A 20,732-nucleotide genomic window follows, 5' to 3' on the forward strand; every position below is an offset into this window, starting at 1 on the left:
ATAACTATTACCGCTGACTCAAATGGAGCAGGTGGTTCTGCAACTGCAGGGTATACGGCGACGGGCATCGGCGCTGAAGCAGGATCATAATTCCGATCATTACTGCGCAGACATTGCATTTAACTCTATATGTGGCCAATGTGACGACATGTTATAACGTGTCATGCTCGGCTTATACATTCTAAATAAGAGGTTTGCATGACATTACTCTACGTACAGTTTACTGATACGACCGAAGCAGTCATTATTTCTTATTTCGGCGGACCGCAACCGATCGAATCGTGGCACAATCAGGGTACTGTTGACAGTTCAGATCAGCGCTGGTCTATTTATTTTGATGAACAACCAGTTATGCTTCAGAGGTTTTTGACACCCCCGACACAGGATAAGTAGACGATAATTTGTAAAAATATAGCTAAATAACAAGAAGTCCCATCATCGGGACTTCTTTAAGGAAAAAATAAGAACATCATGCCTTACTTTCTCTGGATACAGTTTATGGCTTATTGAAGCGGTACTATGGTCATCTGGACTAAACCAATACCTAAATTTCTCACGTCCCCATTCAGACCCTTAGAAAATATTTTAGGTGAGGAGGGGAAAGGAACAACGATCTGTAATGAATTAGTTTTCATTGCATTATCGAATGTTATTACCTTTTCCTCATCATTTTCACCTAGTTTGAATTTTTTCGAAGTTCCACCAACAATCGCAACGAATTCCTTTCCGACATTAGGTCCGAAAGCATGTGCAGTAAGACGAATATTAAATTTAAGCGGAAGGGGATCGGAAAACTCAAATTTTACAACATTCCCGATAGACCACGCCCCCCATTTCTCCGCTGAAGATAATCCATAAGCTTTGGAAATCACGCCCGGCCAAGTATTTTTCGAAAAATAAATTGGAGGTACAGGCTTAACCAGTGTGAAACCATTCATGGGTAGCTGGACGCTTGCATTTTCGAATTTTGGATAATCACCAATCACCAATGCCCATTCTTTCTCCGGGGGGAGCCTCGATAGATCATAATTTGGAACATCCGGGGTTGCTATCATTGCCGATTTTGAGTCATCCATCGATATTCTAGAGTTATCAATGTAGAACAATGTCCGAAAGAGACCTGCAGAGTCCTGGCCGATTATTGCAACTTTTGAAACAATATCTTCATCAGACATACCAATATTCTTGAAATATTGTTTTGTAAATAACCCTGCACTATCATATACGTTTGTATTAATACGACCTCTTACATCGTAATTGATGAAGAAAGTTGAAGTTAATATTGAAAAAGGCAGAAACAAATACAAGAAAAATTTCGCACCAATGCTAATTGAATATATCCATAACATAAGTGAAATTATAGACATAAAGCTTAGTACATAAAAAGCAGGCGTGCTATAAATAAATCCTCTAAGTTCTGGGCTATCAATGAAGTTTGGAGAGTAGGGTGCTAATTTTGTAAAAACCCCATAACTTAATGCTGCGAGGATAGGCAATCCAATTATTGCTCGCCATTTTCTAGTAGTGGGGTTCACATTTTCATTTAATTGTGAAGCAACGACAAGAATAAGAAGGGGGAAAGCAAAATTATAATAGCGCATGTGCAATCTGGATATAGTTTCATAAGGCCCTGAGCCAGAGACAGATGCGGTAAAAAAAGTGACTACAATTAAAAGTGAGGATAAAATCAAAGAAGTGTAAAGTGTAATTTTCACTACATTTTGTTGATTTTCTTCATGTTTAAAAAAATGCCGAGACATGAATATTAAGTGGCATACTGGTACTGAAAATAAAATGAATAATGAAAGTAAGTGACCTTGCAAATTACTTAAGGCAATTTTAATTAGGTTAATATAATGTCCTGAGTCAACTGCCCCAGAAGCCATAGATGTATATGTAGAGCCAAAAATTGTTATACCGGGTTTGCCAGCTAAAACATAACCAATTATTATTTTTGTTGCAATAGCCGCTGCTAACAACCCGAGATAATTCACATAACTTGATGCATCCTTATTCTCTTTTCCGCCATGAATGTGAATTATTAAAAAATATACAACGAGTGCTGGGACTAAAAGTAAAGCGTGAGGCTTGATTAATGCACTGAGGCCAAAAACGAAACCCATAAAAAGCCAATTTGATAAATCACTTTCTTTTTTGAGACTCAAGACTAAATATGTTAATACCCAAAAAGATAAGTAGTACAATGACTCTGGCATAAAATATGCCGTGTAGGTGTTTATTGGAGATAGCATCGATAGAAAGGCTATTAGTAACGATGTCTTATGTCCGGTAAAATTTCTTCCAATAAGATAGATGAATGGCGAGGACAGCACAAAAAAAAGTACGTTTAACAATCGTGCGCATTCCAGGAATCCCGCCCCACAAAGATCTGTAACGCTATATATAGATAAAAAAAGATAGTTTGGGAGTGTAGAATCTCCTAGAGGAAGAAGCCTTGAAAACTTACTGTAAGTATATTCATCAGCAAACACAGTTGGGTACAAACCCATGTTTCTTGCAATTAAAAAAACAACAGCTAATATTATTATTAAAATAAAAAATGTATTTGTTTTTATTTTAGGTAATGTATTTTTCATCATTAAACCTTAAATCTTTTATAAATTAGTCAGGAAATTACAAGGTTTCCCTATGACCTGACTGCTAATATAATACCAACAATAATAAAAGCAACGCCTATGAAATATTGTTGATTGAATTTCTCACCCAGAATTAAATAACTTCCTATCGGGACTAAAACAAATGCAAAAGCCATTAATGGATATGCTTTTCCAAGATCTATTTTTTGAAGAACCCATATCCACGCCAGAGTGGTTAATCCATAAAGCGCAAAAGCACTAACCATCATAATCAATGTAGTTTGTGCGAAGATACTACCAGTCTTATGTAGCTCTATAGCGCTTAATTTGAATAAAATCTGTCCAACAGCTATACCAAGGACGCATATGAATGCAACAATATAAAACATTATTTATACCTGTTATGGAATGTTCTTCTTGGGACGTTACTAATATCATGGCCTATAAATGCTAATATTAGTTGCAGTCCTAGTATAATGGGCAACCCTGAAAGCATGACAGTGCCAGGTGTCGCTGGTATGCCTGATTGGACACCATTTATCCAGCCCAATACTCCGGTTATGAAACCAAACATTAGGAATAGAATACCAATTGGTAACTCGAAAGAAGCTAGTGACATGTCGCGCAGATAGTAATTATAAAATACGCGTTTAAAAAAATTCCGAGAGTGTTTGAAAATAAAATCACCAATGATTGCTTTTATTTTTAGATTGCTTTCTTCATCATCATATTTCGCATCCATTGGTATGTCGACTACTACAGCCTTAAGCGTGTTAAGTCTAAAAAGCATATCAGATTCAAAAAAATATCTTTTAGATATTTTCTTCATGGGTAAATGCCTAATCACATCAGCGTGAATTGCTGTATACCCATTTGTAGGGTCGAATAGATCCCAATATCCAGATGATAATTTAGTCATAAAGGAAAGAACGGCATTCCCAAATAGCCTAACTTTAGGCATTACGTTTATGTTATCAAGGTTAAAAAATCTATTACCTTTTGTGTAATCAGCATCGCCAGCAAGAATTGGTGCCACAAATATCCGAATTAAAGAGGGGTCCATTTGATCGTCACCATCAATCTTGACAATAATGTCTATCCCATCTTCTAGGGCGGCCGAATATCCGGTCATTACCGCCCCACCGACCCCTTGGTTGGTATCGTGTTTGATAACGACGACTCGTTCATCGCTGCAATTTTCTTTAACAAAATCTCCGCTTCCATCAGGACAGCAGTCATCGATCACATAGATTTTTTTAACCTCAGGACCTATTTTGTTTAAAACATTTAATATGTGCTTTTTGACTTTGTATGAAGGTATAACAACAGCTATGTTAATTGCATTATGTTCCATATTATCCAACGCACCCATAAATTACAGCCGATTGTAGAAGATTATACTGCCTAACCAAAAACTTTATTTGAGATAGTGTTACAAGCAGTAGCAATGATAGATGATTTTACTTAGTCCGTTAAGGGTTAATATCAAATCATATAGTCGAGATCTCAGTTCGTTTTTGCTCTGCTCTGTTCTGTCCATAACCAATTAGGGTAAAGCACCATTATAGGCTTGAAATGCTTCGCGCGAGTGGCTTTTAAGTTGTTGGAAGTTGTTCTGCAAAACTCACATTGCTTCTCGTTAACTCAATGAGTTACAAACTCAATTTTTTAAGTGTTTTTTACATAAAGTTTATGTTTTTGTGATTAATAATCAATCGGTTAATAGGCGTTTCTTGTGGTGATTGCTAGTCATTTCATTACCCATAATTTGTTTATAAAAAACCCAGACACTGTATATGCACCCATGCCGACTAACTGAGAAATGTAAATTTGCGACGGGAATGCCAACAAAAATAACTTGATCGCGAAAATGTTGATAATCCAACACGCCAAACTCGCTATGAGAAATTTAGCCAGCCTGGAAAGTGATAGAGATTTTGAAAAAGTAAAAATAGAGTTTGCAACAAAGCTAAAAATTATACCGAAAATGTACCCACAGGCGTTGGATAGATAGAGTCCCAGGCCGAAGTGCATAAGCGCGAATATAGCGACTGCGGTGATGGCGGTGTTAACTAAGCCAACAGATGCATACGCCACAGCCTGTCTGTGTGCCGTTAATGATTTCACAGTGTCAACCTTGAAAAATTTCAGCGGATTTTACCATTTGAGATTTATCTTACAACCTTAATGAAAGATAACTTCATGCTGCGCTGAATCATGGAGGAGCTTCATTAAAGAGCCTGAATAAAGTCAGACATTTTCGCCTACCACTATCCTGCCCATGTCGCTAGAATACACTATCAATTCCCTTCCTCCATGCGCCAGAAAATTGAGCAGTCAGACTGGAACAGGATAAATAACCGGATAAAAAAATATGAATATCAAACTTCCGCTTATAAAAATCAATAAGTTACATTAAGGGTGCGGATATTACTGAGTAACGACGACGGCGTTCTTGCGCCGGGGATACAGACGCTGGCTGCCGCGCTGCGACAGTTTGCTGATGTGAAACTGGTGGCCCCCGATCGCAATCGCAGTGGCGCCTCTAATGCCCTTACGCTGGATGGTCCTTTGCGTATTCAGTCCTATCCCAACGGCGACACCGCAGTAATTAACGGCACGCCAACAGACTGCGTTTATCTGGGGGTAAACTCGCTGATGAGGCCGCGTCCTGATATCGTCGTATCGGGTATCAATGCGGGGCCGAATCTTGGCGATGATGTGATTTATTCCGGTACCGTAGCGGCAGCGATGGAAGGTCGACATCTTGGGTATCCGGCGCTCGCGGTCTCCCTCGACGGCCATCAATATTACGATACCGCGGCCATCATTACCTGCCGGATTTTACGTGCTCTGGCCGCCGAGCCGATGCGCACCGGTAAAATCCTCAATATCAATGTGCCTGATTTACCGCTCTCTGAGATTAAAGGTATTCGCGTTACTCGCTGCGGCAGCCGTCATCCTGCCGAGCTGGTGTTTTGCCAGCAGGACCCACGTGGGCAAGATTTGTATTGGATTGGCCCACCGGGTGATAAGTTTGATATCGCGCCCGACACAGACTTTGCCGCTGTCGCGCAAGGATATGTCTCCGTCACGCCGCTTCAGGTCGATTTAACCGCTTATGCGGCTCAGGATGTGGTCAATGCGTGGTTAGCTAAAACCGGGGTCAACAGGCATGGTGAATAAACCGATGTACAACTTGCTGGAGCAGCTGCGCCAGCAGGGTATTAAGGATGAAAATTTGCTGCACGCCATCGAAACCGTGCCGCGTGAGCGTTTTGTCGATGAAGCCTTTCAGCACAAAGCCTACGAAAATACCGCACTACCCATCGGGTCTGGTCAGACGATTTCGCAACCTTACACTGTGGCGAGAATGACCGAACTGCTGCGCCTTACACCTGCCTCGCGGGTGTTGGAAATTGGTACAGGCTCGGGTTATCAGACGGCGATTCTGGCGCATTTGGTCGAGCACGTTTTTTCCGTTGAACGCATCAAGGGGCTGCAGTGGCAAGCGAAGCGCCGCCTGAAACAGCTCGATTTACATAATGTCTCGACCCGGCACGGTGACGGCTGGGAAGGCTGGCCGTCACGCGGCCCCTTTGATGCGATTATCGTGACGGCCGCCCCCCCCGAAATCCCTCAGGATTTGCTTTCGCAACTGGACGAGGGCGGGGTTATGATCCTGCCGGTTGGTGAGCAGAATCAGACACTTCAGCGCATCACGCGACGTGGCAGCGAATTTGTTGTCGAAAATATTGAAGCGGTCCGATTTGTCCCCTTAGTAAAAGGTGAACTGGCCTGAATCCTTTTTCTGGCCGCGTTGTTCAGGACTAAACCCTTAAAATTTAAATACAACTGATATATGGTGCTGTAATGGCGATGTTGATAGCATCCCCTACAGTTTTTTTACTGTCGCCATCGGGTGGGCAAGAGCTTAGCCTGGATGTGTTACCCGCTTTCACTGTGTCAATTGGCATTCAGACCGCATGTGGCGGCGTGTGAGCGGTGAATAGATAGATTCTGAGATTGCCGTAACGGGGGAAATATGAGCACGGGAAGCCCAATGAAAACCTTAAGCCGCATTGCGGTGTGTACATTTGTCAGCGCCTGGATGGTGGGATGTACCAATAATGCCTCGACTTCGGCCCCAATTAGCAGCGTCAACGGCGGCGGCGGAGGTCAGAATACTCTGAATTCCGCACCGGTGACGACCACGACAAGCCCTGAGGGGCACATCGTTTATAACCGCAGTTATAACGCAATTCCGAAAGGAAGTTACAGCGGAAGCACTTATCAGGTGAAGCGTGGTGACACGCTATTTTATATCGCCTGGATCACCGGCAATGACTTCAGAGACCTTGCTGCGCGTAACAATATCGCTGCCCCTTATAATCTGAATGTCGGCCAGACCGTACAAATTAATAACGTCTCATCCAACGCCAGCACGGGGGGAATGTTAGCTTCCACCGATGCCACGAATGGCGGTGTTCCGAAAGCGCCTTCTGTAGGATTAATCCAGGGAACGGTGGTTGCATCTCAACCAACTACCACGTATTCTGATTCTTCGGGTAAACAGAATGTAGGTAAAATGTTGCCTTCATCAGGTGTGGTCACCACCCCAGCACCTGTTGCCGTAGCCAGTACTCCTGTCACCAGCACGACGACTAATGGCGGTCCGATTTCCACCTGGAAATGGCCGACTGACGGGAAGATTATCGATAATTTCTCAGCTTCCGAAGGGGGAAATAAGGGGATCGATATCGCTGGTTCGCGTGGACAGCCTGTCTTAGCTACCGCTTCAGGGCGTGTCGTTTATGCAGGTAATGCTCTTCGCGGTTACGGTAATCTAATCATCATCAAACACAATGATGATTACCTGTCCGCCTATGCTCATAACGATTCAATGCTGGTCCGGGAACAACAAGAAGTGCAGGCGGGACAGAAAATAGCAACCATGGGTAGCACCGGAACCAGTTCAGTTAGATTGCATTTTGAAATTCGTTACAAGGGGAAATCCGTAAACCCGCTGCGTTATCTTCCGCAGCGATAACTCGGGCAGAGTCTTGATTCTGCCCTCGGGACCACGGGTAGGAGCAGCTTATGAGTCAGAATACGCTGAAAGTTAACGAGTTACATGATGATGTAGATTTCGATGAGAACAGCGCTGAAGCCTTTGACGAGAAAAACACAGTCGAAGAGACTGCTGATAACGACACCACTGACGCTGATGCTGAAGAAGAGTTGTTGTCACAGGCTGTAAGCCAAAGAGTGCTGGACGCAACTCAACTGTACCTTGGTGAGATCGGTTACTCTCCTCTGCTAACCGCAGAAGAAGAGGTTTATTTTGCACGCCGTGCGCTGCGGGGAGATGTTCCATCTCGCCGCCGTATGATCGAAAGTAACCTGCGTTTGGTGGTTAAAATTGCCCGCCGCTACAGTAATCGCGGTCTGGCACTGCTGGATTTGATCGAGGAAGGTAACCTGGGTCTGATCCGCGCAGTTGAAAAATTTGACCCGGAACGCGGTTTCCGCTTTTCCACTTACGCTACATGGTGGATTCGTCAGACGATTGAACGGGCGATTATGAACCAAACCCGTACTATCCGCTTACCAATTCACATCGTTAAAGAGTTGAACGTTTACCTGCGTACTGCACGTGAACTTGCGCATAAACTGGACCATGAGCCGAGCGCTGAAGAGATTGCTGAGCAACTCGACAAGCCGGTACATGACGTCAGCCGTATGTTGCGCCTGAATGAGCGTATTACTTCAGTAGATACCCCGTTGGGTGGTGACTCTGAAAAAGCGCTGTTAGACATTCTGGCCGACGAAAAAGAAAACGGCCCTGAAGACACCACACAAGACGACGATATGAAACAGAGTATCGTTAAGTGGTTATTCGAGTTGAACGCAAAACAACGTGAAGTTCTGGCGCGTCGCTTTGGCCTGTTAGGTTATGAAGCTGCAACGCTGGAAGATGTGGGCCGTGAAATCGGTTTGACGCGTGAACGAGTTCGTCAGATTCAGGTTGAAGGGTTGCGCCGCCTGCGCGAGATTTTGCAGGCACAGGGACTGAGTATTGAAGCCCTGTTTCGCGAGTAAATTGCCCGCTTAGCAACGTAACAAACTGAACGGATGCAGGACTCAGACAGTCTGTACCCAATAAAAACGGTGGGTTTATACCCACCGTTTTTTTATGCCTTTTATCCTTCATCCTTGACGGCTACTGCAGCCTTGCTGTAACGCCAATGATTTTGGATAAATCTGTACGTGTCAGACCATATCCTTCAAACGGTAGATCCACTCCAGTGCCTGGCGCGGTGACAGCGAGTCGACATCAAGCGCTTCAAGCGCCTCTACGGCTGGTGACACCTCTTCTGTCAGCAGTGCCAGTTGCGGACCATCCACTTTACTGGCTGCTGCGCTGTTGGAGAGGGTTTCCAGCTCTTTCAGTTTCTGTCGCGCCCGTTTGATAACATCACGCGGAACCCCCGCCAGTGCCGCAACGGCCAGGCCATAGCTCTTACTCGCCGCACCCTCCTGAACGCTGTGCATAAAGGCAATGGTATCCCCATGCTCGATGGCGTCGAGGTGGACATTCACCGCACCTTCCATTTTTTCCGGCAGGGTTGTCAGCTCGAAATAGTGGGTGGCGAACAGCGTCATGGCTTTAATACGGTTGGTCAGGCTTTCCGCACAGGCCCAGGCCAGAGACAGCCCGTCATAAGTTGATGTGCCACGGCCAATTTCATCCATCAGGACCAGGCTGTTTTCTGTGGCGTTGTGTAAAATATTGGCCGTTTCGGTCATTTCCACCATAAATGTCGAACGCCCGGACGCGAGATCATCCGCCGCACCCACGCGGGTGAATATGCGGTCTACCGGGCCAATGACTGCTTGCTCGGCAGGTACGTAGCAACCAATATGCGCCATCAGTACAATCAGCGCAGCCTGGCGCATATAGGTACTTTTACCGCCCATGTTCGGGCCGGTAATGATCAACATGCGGCGATGTGGCGACATGACGAGCGGGTTGGAGATAAAGGGTTCGCTAAGCACCTGTTCTACTACCGGATGACGGCCACCGGTAATGTGAATCCCTGGTTTATCGCTCAGCGTCGGGCAGGCGTAGTTCAGCGTATAAGCCCGTTCTGCCAGATTACTCAACACGTCCAGCTCCGCCAGCGCGCTGGCGCTTTGTTGCAGCGCATCAAGATGCGGCATCAGCAGATCAAACAACTCTTCGTATAACGCTTTTTCCAGGGAAAGTGCCTTGCCTTTCGACGTGAGTACTTTGTCTTCATATTCCTTAAGTTCAGGAATGATATAGCGCTCAGCATTTTTCAGTGTCTGGCGGCGGACATAGTGAATAGGAACTAAGTGGCTCTGCCCGCGGCTAACCTGAATGAAGTAACCGTGCACGCCGTTAAAACCAACCTTAAGCGTATCCAGCCCCAGCTTTTCGCGTTCGCGGATCTCCAACTGATCGAGGTAATCGGTCGCGCCATCCGCAAGTGCACGCCATTCATCCAGTTCGGCGTTATAGCCCGGTGCTATCACACCGCCGTCGCGCACCAATACCGGGGGGGATTCAACCACGGCGTATTCCAGCAAGGCGACCAGTTCATTAAATTCACCGCAGTTTTTCACCAGCGTTTGGATATGGTCTGGTTCCAGCGGTTGCAACAAGGCGCGGATTTCCGGCAGTTGTTGTAATGCGTGGCGCATACGGGCTAAGTCGCGTGGGCGCGCACTGCGCAGTGCCAGACGGGCAAGGATACGTTCCAGATCACCAACCTGACGCAAAACCGGCTGCAACTCAGCGCTCAGATCCTGCAATGATCCCAATGCCAACTGACGATGGTTCAACACTTTTACATCGCGCGTTGGCATGTGGATCCAGCGCTTGAGCATGCGGCTGCCCATCGGTGTTACGGCGTGATCGAGGATCGCCGCCAGCGTATTTTCTACGCCTCCCGACAAGTTTTGTGTCAATTCCAGATTACGGCGGGTGGCGGCGTCCATAATGATGCCATCCTGCAAGCGCTCCATGGTGACGCCGCGGATGTGTGGCAGGGCGGTGCGCTGCGTATCTTTCACATATTGCAGCAGGCAGCCCGCAGCGCGTAGTGCCTGCGGTGCCTGCTCTACGCCGAAACCACTTAGATCACGGGTGCCAAATTGCAGGTTGAGCTGCTGTTTAGCCGTCTCCAGTTCAAATTCCCACATCGGCCGGCGGCGCAGGCCGCGGCGGGAAGAGATAAGCTGCATGGCTTCAAAACTTTCCGGGTAAAGCAGTTCTGCCGGATTGGTACGCTGTATTTCAGCCGCCATGGTTTCCAGATCTTCTGGCTGCGCCACGCGAAAACGGCCTGAGCTGATATCCAGCGTGGCATATCCAAAACCACGACCATCCTGCCAAATGGCTGCCAGCAAGTTGTCATGGCGCTCATTGAGCAGGGCTTCATCGCTGACCGTGCCTGGCGTAACAATGCGCACGACTTTACGCTCAACCGGGCCTTTACTGAGCGCCGGATCCCCAATTTGCTCGCAAATGGCGACCGACTCACCAAGTTGCACTAATTTTGCTAAATAACCTTCGACGGCGTGATAGGGCACCCCCGCCATTGGAATAGGTTCTCCGGCCGAAGCACCGCGTTTAGTAAGGGAAATATCCAGCAACTGCGAGGCGCGCTTTGCATCGTCATAGAACAGCTCATAGAAATCTCCCATGCGGTAAAACATCAGGATCTCAGGGTTCTCGGCTTTCAGGCGCAGGTACTGCTGCATCATGGGGGTGTGGGCGTCGGTTGCGGCATTATTACTCATAGATGTGTTCTTTTAATCCATTGAATTTTAAGAATGTGTGATTTCATTTTTCTCATTCGAGTATCACATCAGTTTCACTGAATCCCGCGTGAAAGGGCGGGCAATACACAGGCGATAATGTAATAACATCATCAAAAAATGGCCATGCCAGATGGTGCTTTCACCCCGCTATACTAGCCCAGCCAGTAACGGGCTGTCACAGGTAAAAGTTCGAGGATTGCCGCAAAGATGCAATGTAATTCAAATCCATATTCCAGTTTGTTCACGCAGGGCAATGCTTTAACATAGCCTTCACTTATTTCTTGCATGGCTATATGGATATCTGATGCGTCATTTGGCTGCCATTCTTCCTGTTATTACCCTGCTTGCTGCCTGCAGTAGCAAGCCGACTCCTCCTCCTGAAGGGCCACGCAATCCCTTCTCAGGTGGAAACAGTACCGCAACTGTAGCGGCCGCGACGAGTGGCGGTTTTCTTCTAAAACCCGAGCACACTGGCCAGTTGCAAAATGGTGATTTTGCCTACGATGCAGGAATGAACCAGTTCGTTGACAAGATGGTCACCGAGCACGGTTTTGACCGCCAGCAGTTGCACGATGTTTTGGCTCAAACCAAGCGTTTGGAATTTGTATTGCGCTTGATGGATCAACAAGCGCCAACGGCTGGGCCGCCGTCAGGGCCAAATGGAGCTTGGTTGCGTTATCGCGCTAAGTTCATCACGCCAGATAACGTGCAAAACGGCGTGGCTTTCTGGAATCAATACCAAGAGGCATTGCAACGCGCAGAGCAAGTTTACGGCGTGCCGCCGGAAATTATCGTCGGTATCATTGGGGTGGAAACCCGTTGGGGCCGAGTGATGGGTAAGACCCGCATCATTGATGCGCTGGCGACGCTCTCCTTTGCTTATCCACGCCGTGCCGACTATTTCCAGGGCGAGTTGGAAACTTTCCTGCTGATGTGCCGTCAGGAACAAGATGATCCGCTAAGTTTGCGTGGTTCTTTCGCCGGTGCCATGGGTTACGGCCAATTTATGCCATCCTCTTATAAAGACTATGCGGTGGACTTCAACGGTGACGGGCATGCCAATTTATGGGATCCGGTGGATGCCATTGGCAGCGTTGCCAATTATTTTAAAGCCCATGGTTGGACGAAAGGGGCACCAGTGGCGATACCTGCGACCGGCCAGGCTCCGCTGCTTGAAAACGGTTTTAAAACCAAGTATCCGTTGTTTACCTTGAAAGCCGCTGGCCTTAGCCCGTTGGGTTCGCTGGGCAATTATCAGGAAGCCAGCCTGCTGCGCCTGGATATGGGCCAGAATTTCCAGTATTGGTACGGTCTGCCGAATTTCTACACCATCACCCGTTATAACCACAGCACGCATTATGCAATGGCCGTGTGGCAACTGGGTGAGGCAGTCAGTAAGGCAAGGCAGGGGAACTGAGTTTTCAACGTAAAATAAGACCTCTTTAAGAAGGGTCACATCATGTATGTGGCCCTTTTTGTTTTCGCTGGCTTTACAAAAGGCTGATGTATTTTTCTCTTGAAGACATCTCGCAAAAAAGGTGCTCGGGCTGATTTGTGCAGGGTATAAGTGATAACATCGGTTCATATCATTAACGCCCGCAAGGATCAGTTATGAATGAACATCAGTTACATCAGCTAAGCGAGCAGGTGGGCAATAAATTAAAAGATAAGGGGTTATGGATCACCTGTGCCGAGTCCTGCACCGGGGGCTGGGTGGCAAAAGCCATTACGGATATTGCCGGCAGTTCAGCCTGGTTTGATCGCGGTTTTGTGACCTACAGCAATGCCGCTAAACATCAGCTACTCGGTGTGGCTGAAGCCACTCTGCACGAGTTCGGTGCTGTCAGCGAAGAGAGCGTTCGTGAGATGGCACAAGGTGCGTTACATGCCGCTGGCGCCAATCTGGCACTGTCAATAAGTGGCATTGCCGGGCCTGATGGTGGAACAGAAGCTAAACCGGTGGGAACCGTGTGGTTTGGTTTTGCAGACAGCGAAGGCAGAATTATGGCGTTAAAACGTCAATTTTCTGGCGATCGTGAGTCAGTTCGTTTGCAAGCTGCTGTTTTTTCATTACAAACTGCGCTGAATGAGTTTCTTGAAAAATAGGCTTGATACTGTATGAGCATACAGTATAATTAGCGTCAATTACCTGTACATAAATTACATTCAGTGACGTAAGTGAGGTCATTCACTCAACGTCAGACGAAGGAGCAAAAATGGCTATTGATGAGAATAAGCAAAAGGCGTTAGCTGCAGCACTGGGCCAGATTGAAAAACAATTTGGTAAAGGCTCCATCATGCGTCTCGGTGAAGATCGCTCCATGGATGTTGAAACGATCTCTACCGGCTCTTTGTCTTTGGATATTGCGTTGGGTGCCGGCGGTTTGCCGATGGGCCGTATCGTTGAGATTTATGGACCTGAATCCTCTGGTAAAACCACGCTGACGCTGCAGGTTATTGCCTCAGCGCAACGCGAAGGTAAAACTTGCGCATTTATCGATGCTGAACACGCCCTTGACCCGATTTATGCTAAAAAACTGGGCGTTGATATCGATAACTTGCTGTGTTCGCAGCCTGATACCGGTGAGCAAGCGTTAGAAATCTGCGATGCATTGACCCGTTCTGGTGCTGTTGATGTGATCATCGTTGACTCCGTGGCTGCCCTAACGCCAAAAGCTGAAATCGAAGGCGAAATTGGTGACTCTCATATGGGCCTCGCGGCACGTATGATGAGCCAGGCGATGCGTAAGCTGGCTGGTAACCTGAAAAATGCCAATACTCTGCTGATTTTCATCAACCAGATCCGTATGAAAATTGGTGTGATGTTCGGTAACCCGGAAACGACGACCGGCGGTAATGCGCTGAAGTTCTATGCTTCCGTGCGTCTTGATATCCGCCGCATTGGCGCCATCAAAGATGGTGATGTGGTTATTGGTAGCGAAACGCGCGTGAAAGTGGTGAAGAACAAAATTGCTGCACCTTTCAAGCAGGCTGAATTCCAGATTTTGTATGGCGAAGGTATCAATATCCATGGTGAACTGGTCGATCTGGGCGTTAAGCACAAATTGATCGAAAAAGCCGGTGCATGGTACAGCTACAACGGTGAAAAAATCGGTCAGGGCAAAGCGAACTCCAGCAACTTCCTGAAAGAAAACCCGAAAATTGCCGCAGAGATAGACAAGAAGCTGCGTGACATGTTGCTGAACGGCGGCACGGGTGAAATCAATGCTACGGCTACGGTTGAAGACCTGGGCGATAGCGTAGAAACCAGCGAAGAGTTCTAATTCCGTCGGGAACCTGAACCGGTTGTTCAGGATCCCTTTGCGGTCTACAAAACGCCAGCCTGATATTCAGGCTGGCGTTTTGCTAATATAAGGTGACCAAAATGTCTGATGACAAAGCGGTAAATCTTGAAAAATTGTTGCAGGAGGGAGGGCAAGAAGACAATTCCTCGCTTTTCCCGCCTGCGAAAGAGAGTGACGCTGGAAAAGTTAATGCGCTAATTAGCCGTGCTATGCGGTTGTTATCTCTGCGTGATCATGGCGAGATGGAACTTAGACGTAAACTACTGACCCCACCCGTCGCCTTCAGTAAACCTTCCTATGCTAAACCTTCTCACTCCTCTAAACCCCCGGCACGCAAATCTACACTTTCGTTCTCCAAAGAGTGGCAAGAGGAAGAGGAGCAGAAGAAAACGCAGCGTCAGTTCCCCGAAGATATTTCCCCCGAACACGTCCAGTCGGTCATCGATTATTGCTACCAGCACAATTGGCTGGATGATGTTAAATTTGCCGAACGCTATATTTCGGGCCGAAGTCATAAAGGGTACGGCGCCCAGCGGATCCGTTCGGAGCTACAGCAGAAAGGGGTAGATAAAGAGATTATTGCCACTGCTTTAGAAAACAGTGACGTCGACTGGTGTGTAATAGCCCGCGAGCTTGCTGTACGTAAATTTGATGAGCCGTTGCCTACAGACTGGAAAGAAAAATCAAAAGTGATGCGCTATTTGCTCTATCGTGGCTTCTTCAATGAAGAAATTCAGTCAATTTATCGCGATTTTGATGATTGACTGCATACGGGATTTTACTTCCCTGCGAAGAAAATTTATCTTATCCACACTTTTTGTTCGTGGGATGTACAGTTTGATGCTGAATACGGCACTTTCCTGCTCACGAACCGTTATTCAAGCCAGATTCCGGGACATTTATGAGCAAGAGCACCGCTGAGATCCGACAAGCGTTTCTCGATTTCTTCCATAGTAAGGGACACAACATTGTTTCAAGCAGTTCGCTTGTCCCAACTAACGATCCGACACTGTTGTTTACCAATGCCGGGATGAACCAATTTAAAGACGTTTTCCTGGGTCTGGATAAGCGCGATTACACCCGCGCAACCACGTCTCAGCGTTGTGTCCGCGCAGGCGGTAAGCATAACGATCTGGAGAACGTCGGGTACACCGCCCGTCACCACACCTTCTTTGAAATGCTGGGCAACTTCAGCTTCGGTGATTACTTCAAGCATGATGCTATTAACTATGCATGGGAATTACTGACCGGTGAGCACTGGTTCAATCTGCCGAAAGATAAACTTTGGGTCACGGTGTATGAAACCGATGACGAAGCTTTCGCTATTTGGGAAAAAGAAGTTGGCGTTCCTAAAGAACGCATTATCCGCATCGGCGACAATAAAGGCGGTGCTTACGCTTCAGATAACTTCTGGCAAATGGGTGATACCGGCCCATGCGGACCTTGTACTGAAATATTCTACGATCATGGCGACCATATTTGGGGCGGCCCTCCGGGTTCAGCTGAAGAAGATGGCGATCGTTATATCGAGATCTGGAATATTGTCTTCATGCAGTTCAACCGCCAGTCTGATGGCACCATGCTCCCGCTGCCTAAGCCATCGGTTGATACCGGGATGGGCCTGGAACGCATCACTGCAGTAATGCAGCATGTGAACTCAAACTATGATATTGATTTATTTAAGAAACTGATTGGTGCTGTGGCTCGGGTCACCGGTGCGACCGACTTAAATAACAAGTCATTGCGGGTTATCGCAGACCATATTCGCTCCTGCGCATTCCTTATCTCTGATGGTGTGATCCCATCGAATGAAAACCGTGGCTACGTATTGCGCCGTATCATTCGTCGTGCCATCCGTCATGGCAACATGTTGGGTGCGAAAGACACCTTCTTCTACAAATTGGTTGCGCCTTTGATTGAAGTGATGGGCCCGGCAGCAGAAGAGCTGAAACAGCAGCAGGCGATGGTTGAGCAGTTGCTTAAAACAGAAGAAGAGCAGTTTGCGCGCACCCTGGAACGTGGTTTGGCATTGCTGGACGAAGAGTTATCCTCGCTCAAAGGGGACACTCTCGATGGCGAAATTGCTTTCCGTCTGTATGACACCTTTGGTTTCCCGCTGGATTTAACCGCAGACGTGTGTCGCGAGCGTAATCTTAAAGTTGATGAAGCCGGATTTGAAAAAGCCATGGAAATTCAGCGCCGCCGTGCGCGTGAGTCCAGTGGTTTTAGTGCCGACTACAACAGTATGGTACGCGTCGATGGCGTTACCCAGTTCTCCGGTTATGAGCACTTGCAGCGTCATTCAAAAGTAGTGGCATTGTTTATCGATGGGCAACCCGTTGAAGCGATTAACGCAGGTGACAACGCTATTGTGGTTCTGGATGACACCCCATTCTATGGTGAGTCCGGTGGGCAGGTTGGCGACAAAGGTGAACTGAAAACGGCATCCGGTGTCTTTACGGTTTCTGATACGCAGAAATACGGTAAGGCCATTGGTCATCAGGGATCATTGACTACTGGTAAGCTCAGCATCGGTGACGAAGTTGAAGCTAACGTTGATGTGGCTCGCCGTGAACGCATCCGCCTGAACCACTCTGCCACGCATTTACTGCATGCAGCTTTGCGACAGGTGTTGGGTAAGCATGTCGCTCAGAAAGGCTCATTGGTCAATGACCATTATCTGCGTTTCGACTTTTCACATTTTGAGGCGATGAAACCTGAGGAAATTCGTCAGGTTGAAGATCTGGTTAATGCGCAAATTCGTCGCAATTTGCCAATTCAGACCAAAATCATGGCACTGGATGATGCAAAAGAGCAGGGCGCAATGGCGCTGTTTGGCGAGAAGTATGATGACAGCGTGCGCGTATTGTCGATGGGCGACTTCTCGACGGAGCTTTGTGGGGGGACTCATGCGAGCCGTACCGGTGATATTGGGCTCTTCCGTATTCAGAGCGAATCAGGCACGGCTGCAGGTATTCGTCGTATCGAAGCTATTACTGGCGAAAATGCTATCGCTGCACTGCATCAGCAGAGTGATTTGTTGCAGGACGTGGCGCATTTAGTCAAAGGTGACGTAAACAGTGTTACGGATAAAATCCGTACACTGATCGAACGTTCCCGTTTGCTGGAAAAAGAGCTTCAGCAAGTTAAAGATCAGCAAGCTGCACAGGAAAGTGCTTCGCTTTCCAGCCAGACCAAAGAAGTGAAAGGCGCTAAATTGCTGGTTAGTCAGTTGGATAACGTCGAGCCAAAAATGCTGCGCACCATGGTGGATGATCTTAAAAATCAGCTGGGTTCGGTGATTATTGTTCTGGCGACGGTTGCTGATGATAAAGTCAGTTTGATCGTTGGTGTGACCAAAGATCTGACAGACCGCATCAAAGCAGGCGAGTTAATTGCTTCTATCGCGCAGCAGGTTGGCGGTAAAGGTGGTGGTCGTCCTGATATGGCACAGGCAGGGGGTAGTGACGTTCAGGCTCTTCCATCTGCTCTTGCTGGTGTAGAGGCTTGGGTAAGCGCCAGGCTGTAATAAGAAATAAATCACTACACAAAGAAACGCCATAATGTATTGTACAGTATGGCGTTTTCACTATCGCAGGTGGGATAGGTTAGGCCAGAAATGCCACAAAAGTCTTGTTTTCAGCTAAGCTTAAAATATTCATGGTTTATGTCGCAGGCTCGTTACACTTAATGTGGGGGTCATGGCTTACGTTTTACCCGCGGTTGATAGATAATGGCCGGGAAACTGAGAGACCCGACTCTTTTAATTATTCAAGGAGCAAAGAATGCTTATTCTGACTCGCCGAGTTGGTGAAACCCTCATGATTGGCGATGAGGTAACTGTTACCGTTTTAGGTGTTAAAGGTAACCAAGTGCGTATTGGTGTGAATGCGCCCAAAGAGGTCTCTGTGCATCGTGAAGAGATTTATCAGCGTATTCAGGCTGAGAAGTCTCAACAAACGAGTTACTGATTTACCAGGCGTCTCGTTAACGGCGAGGCGCTGACCCCTTTTTCTGCAGATTCTTGGTTTTCCCTTCTGATTTCATCCCCCATTTTTCTACTTTTTTCGATAAATTACTCTTCCTCTGTGAATCGCTATCTCTAGAAAAAATAGTGTTATTCCTCACTCTGGCCCTGCTTTTTGCCGTGAAACTGCGCATGTTGCGCGTGAATTGTCCAAACAAGCGATTGTTGGGAAAAAAGGGTTTGACTTATAAGTGCGGGAAAGTAATATGTGCGCCACGCAGTGCCGATGAGCTTAAACAAAGTTAGTCAGCGCAACTCGCAAGAGGCGTATGGTGAGGTGGCCGAGAGGCTGAAGGCGCTCCCCTGCTAAGGGAGTATGCGGTCAAAAGCTGCATCCGGGGTTCGAATCCCCGCCTCACCGCCATTTAAAATGCACCCATAGCTCAGCTGGATAGAGTACTCGGCTACGAACCGAGCGGTCGGAAGTTCGAATCTTCCTGGGTGCACCATACTTTCCAGAACGTATGTTGATTTGCAATCAAATGAGCGTGATGGGCAGAAGCGAAAGCTAATGCAGTAGGGAAAAATGGTTGGGTAAAATCTGCAGTAAGAATCAAAATGCACCCATAGCTCAGCTGGATAGAGTACTCGGCTACGAACCGAGCGGTCGGAAGTTCGAATCTTCCTGGGTGCACCATTCTTTGCCTTGCTTATCCCGCATCGAACAACAAATTATAGTAAACAACTTTGCACCCATAGCTCAGCTGGATAGAGTACTCGGCTACGAACCGAGCGGTCGGAAGTTCGAATCTTCCTGGGTGCACCATATTTAAAGAAACCGCTTCGGCGGTTTTTTGCTTTCCAGCTTCCCTACACCTTTAAAATCCTACTTATCTCATTGCTCGCCCCCCGCTTATGCTCCCTGACAAAATGCGACATTCAGCAGACTTTACGCTAAAGTAGTTTCCTGTTTTTATTGTGAGCAGGAGTACAAGATGTACGATCTCTACCAGGGTTTGATCTTTGATATGGATGGAACCATATTGGATACAGAACCCACCCACCGCAAAGCTTGGCATCAGGTGTTGTCCAAATACAATATGCATTTTGATTTCGAGGCGATGGTAGCTCTCAATGGTTCCCCGACGTGGCGTATTGCCAAATTTATTATTGATGACAACCAGGTCGATTTGGATCCACACCACCTTGCCGCGGAGAAAACCGCGGCGGTGCAAGAGATGCTGTTGGATACCGTACAACCCCTTCCGCTTATTGATGTGGTGAAGTTCTATCATGGCCGACGCCCTATGGCTGTAGGCACTGGCAGCGAACACTGGATGGCCGATGCTTTGCTTCGTCATTTAGGCTTACGTGACTGCTTTGACGCTATCGTGGGTGCCAATGATGTGATGAATCACAAACCGGCCCCTGACACCTTTCTGCTTTGCGCTGAACTTATTGGCGTACCGCCTGAGAAATGTGTGGTATTTGAAGATGCTGATTTCGGTATTCAGGCCGCACAACGTGCCAATATGGCCGTGGTGGATGTTCGCACCCTTTGAGTAGCACGCTGGCGCTGGCCTCACTCTTTGGCAGCAGCTTTCTCAGTGCGACGCTGCTACCGGGAAATTCAGAGATTTTATTGGTTGGTCTACTGTCTGCTGGGAGTGCGTCGCCATTTTTATTAGTTATCGCTGCATCTTTTGGCAATACCTTAGGTGGGATAACCAATATCATCATTGGCCGGTTACTGCCGGAGCTGAAACCGCAGCGCGGTCTTAATATCGCCCTGGTTTGGTTAAATCGTTTTGGCCCTGCTGCGCTATTGCTCAGTTGGTTGCCGGTTGTCGGTGATGTGTTATGTGTGTTGGCTGGCTGGTTGCGCATGCCGTGGGGCCCGATAGTGTTTTTCCTTTGTATTGGGAAAACGATACGTTATGCAGTTTTAACTGTCATTACGTTACAGGGGATCTCATGGTGGAGTTAGATTTGTATCGCTTATCATGATGGTTA

At 47.2% G+C, this 20,732-nt stretch carries 17 protein-coding genes and 4 tRNA genes; 16 read left to right on the forward strand and 5 right to left on the reverse strand.

Annotated features, from left to right (window positions below; translation table 11 throughout):
* Positions 1-503: 503 nt before the first annotated feature.
* From EAH77_RS12205 to EAH77_RS12220, 4 genes are all read right to left on the reverse strand, one after another.
* On the reverse strand, positions 504-2,597 hold the full coding sequence (locus EAH77_RS12205; protein ID WP_161985796.1) for a DUF7024 domain-containing protein: 2,094 nt from the start codon (positions 2,595-2,597) through the stop codon (positions 504-506).
* A 50-nt stretch (positions 2,598-2,647) separates the two neighbouring features.
* A complete protein-coding gene (locus EAH77_RS12210) occupies positions 2,648-2,986 on the reverse strand; it encodes an EamA family transporter (protein ID WP_140472982.1) in 339 nt (112 codons plus the stop codon).
* Positions 2,986-3,969, reverse strand: coding sequence for a glycosyltransferase family 2 protein (locus tag EAH77_RS12215; RefSeq protein ID WP_241673446.1), 984 nt, complete (start codon positions 3,967-3,969; stop codon positions 2,986-2,988). Before EAH77_RS12215 ends, EAH77_RS12210 begins: the two co-directional genes overlap by 1 nt.
* 377 nt (positions 3,970-4,346) lie before the next feature.
* Positions 4,347-4,724 carry a GtrA family protein gene (locus EAH77_RS12220; RefSeq protein ID WP_241673447.1) on the reverse strand — a complete coding sequence of 126 codons (378 nt, stop codon included), beginning with the start codon at positions 4,722-4,724 and terminating at the stop codon, positions 4,347-4,349.
* A gap of 294 nt (positions 4,725-5,018) precedes the next feature.
* On the opposite strand from EAH77_RS12220, the gene surE reads away from it, so the two are divergent.
* From surE to rpoS, 4 genes are all read left to right on the forward strand, one after another.
* Entirely contained in the window at positions 5,019-5,783 is a 765-nt protein-coding gene (gene surE / locus EAH77_RS12225; protein ID WP_140472984.1) for a 5'/3'-nucleotidase SurE, read from the forward strand.
* Positions 5,773-6,399, forward strand: a complete 627-nt coding sequence (locus EAH77_RS12230) for a protein-L-isoaspartate(D-aspartate) O-methyltransferase (RefSeq protein ID WP_140472986.1) — start codon at positions 5,773-5,775, stop codon at positions 6,397-6,399. Before surE ends, EAH77_RS12230 begins: the two co-directional genes overlap by 11 nt.
* 243 nt (positions 6,400-6,642) lie before the next feature.
* Positions 6,643-7,647 (forward strand): murein hydrolase activator NlpD, encoded by a 1,005-nt coding sequence (nlpD, locus tag EAH77_RS12235; RefSeq protein ID WP_140472988.1) that lies wholly within the window; start codon positions 6,643-6,645, stop codon positions 7,645-7,647.
* A gap of 50 nt (positions 7,648-7,697) precedes the next feature.
* On the forward strand, positions 7,698-8,699 hold the full coding sequence (gene rpoS / locus EAH77_RS12240; protein WP_140472990.1) for an RNA polymerase sigma factor RpoS: 1,002 nt from the start codon (positions 7,698-7,700) through the stop codon (positions 8,697-8,699).
* Positions 8,700-8,870: 171 nt separating this feature from the next.
* Here rpoS and mutS read toward each other — a convergent pair whose 3' ends face one another.
* Positions 8,871-11,426 carry a DNA mismatch repair protein MutS gene (gene mutS, locus EAH77_RS12245; protein ID WP_140472992.1) on the reverse strand — a complete coding sequence of 852 codons (2,556 nt, stop codon included), beginning with the start codon at positions 11,424-11,426 and terminating at the stop codon, positions 8,871-8,873.
* A gap of 325 nt (positions 11,427-11,751) precedes the next feature.
* On the opposite strand from mutS, the gene mltB reads away from it, so the two are divergent.
* From mltB to EAH77_RS12305, 12 genes are all read left to right on the forward strand, one after another.
* Entirely contained in the window at positions 11,752-12,864 is a 1,113-nt protein-coding gene (gene mltB, locus EAH77_RS12250) for a lytic murein transglycosylase B (protein WP_140472994.1), read from the forward strand.
* Positions 12,865-13,058: 194 nt separating this feature from the next.
* Entirely contained in the window at positions 13,059-13,553 is a 495-nt protein-coding gene (pncC, locus tag EAH77_RS12255) for a nicotinamide-nucleotide amidase (RefSeq protein WP_140472996.1), read from the forward strand.
* A gap of 110 nt (positions 13,554-13,663) precedes the next feature.
* Positions 13,664-14,731: a recombinase RecA gene (gene recA / locus EAH77_RS12260; RefSeq protein WP_140472998.1), complete on the forward strand. Its 1,068-nt coding sequence runs from the start codon at positions 13,664-13,666 to the stop codon at positions 14,729-14,731.
* Positions 14,732-14,961: 230 nt separating this feature from the next.
* Positions 14,962-15,516: a recombination regulator RecX gene (recX, locus tag EAH77_RS12265; protein WP_241673452.1), complete on the forward strand. Its 555-nt coding sequence runs from the start codon at positions 14,962-14,964 to the stop codon at positions 15,514-15,516.
* 137 nt (positions 15,517-15,653) lie between these two features.
* The gene (gene alaS, locus EAH77_RS12270; RefSeq protein ID WP_140473002.1) at positions 15,654-18,281 is read left to right on the forward strand and encodes an alanine--tRNA ligase; all 2,628 of its coding nucleotides are present in this window, start codon (positions 15,654-15,656) and stop codon (positions 18,279-18,281) included.
* Positions 18,282-18,537: 256 nt separating this feature from the next.
* The gene (gene csrA, locus EAH77_RS12275; protein WP_013574027.1) at positions 18,538-18,723 is read left to right on the forward strand and encodes a carbon storage regulator CsrA; all 186 of its coding nucleotides are present in this window, start codon (positions 18,538-18,540) and stop codon (positions 18,721-18,723) included.
* Between the two features lie 327 nt (positions 18,724-19,050).
* Positions 19,051-19,143 (forward strand) — tRNA-Ser (locus tag EAH77_RS12280).
* Positions 19,144-19,151: 8 nt separating this feature from the next.
* Positions 19,152-19,228, forward strand: a tRNA-Arg gene (locus EAH77_RS12285).
* Between the two features lie 111 nt (positions 19,229-19,339).
* Positions 19,340-19,416, forward strand: a tRNA-Arg gene (locus EAH77_RS12290).
* 52 nt (positions 19,417-19,468) lie between these two features.
* A tRNA-Arg gene (locus EAH77_RS12295) sits at positions 19,469-19,545 on the forward strand.
* Between the two features lie 169 nt (positions 19,546-19,714).
* Entirely contained in the window at positions 19,715-20,281 is a 567-nt protein-coding gene (gene yqaB, locus EAH77_RS12300) for a fructose-1-phosphate/6-phosphogluconate phosphatase (protein WP_140473004.1), read from the forward strand.
* Positions 20,278-20,706: a YqaA family protein gene (locus tag EAH77_RS12305; RefSeq protein WP_140473006.1), complete on the forward strand. Its 429-nt coding sequence runs from the start codon at positions 20,278-20,280 to the stop codon at positions 20,704-20,706. The genes yqaB and EAH77_RS12305 overlap by 4 nt, the downstream gene beginning before the upstream one ends.
* Positions 20,707-20,732 lie beyond the last annotated feature (26 nt).

This window comes from Ewingella americana (assembly GCF_006438725.1).
In the GTDB taxonomy this organism is placed as follows: Bacteria; Pseudomonadota; Gammaproteobacteria; order Enterobacterales; family Enterobacteriaceae; genus Ewingella; species Ewingella americana_A.